The sequence below is a fragment of the Rhodococcus ruber genome, from assembly GCF_027270735.1.
Taxonomy (GTDB): domain Bacteria; phylum Actinomycetota; class Actinomycetes; order Mycobacteriales; family Mycobacteriaceae; genus Rhodococcoides; species Rhodococcoides rubrum_A.
The window spans coordinates 1-207 of sequence record NZ_JAPWIJ010000061.1; the positions used below are offsets into that span (position 1 = coordinate 1).

Here is a 207-nt window from a genome sequence, read left to right on the forward strand (position 1 = left end):
ACCTGCCGTCGTCGTCGGCACGCGTAGTGCCGTCTGCGCTCCGGTGTCGACACTCGGCATGATCGCGAGCTGGGACGACGGCGACGACAGTTTTGCCGAGCCTCGGTCCCCCTATCCGCACGCGCGCGAGGTGGCGTTGCTCCGTGCTCACGTCTCAGGGGCGGCGGTGGTGATCGGTGGACACTCGAGTACGGCGGAGGCCGAAGC

Annotated in this window: 1 pseudogene; it reads left to right on the forward strand. The window is 69.1% G+C overall.

Annotated features, from left to right (window positions below):
- Positions 1-207 (forward strand): annotated as a pseudogene (locus tag O4220_RS27810) (primosome assembly protein PriA); the annotation flags it as partial.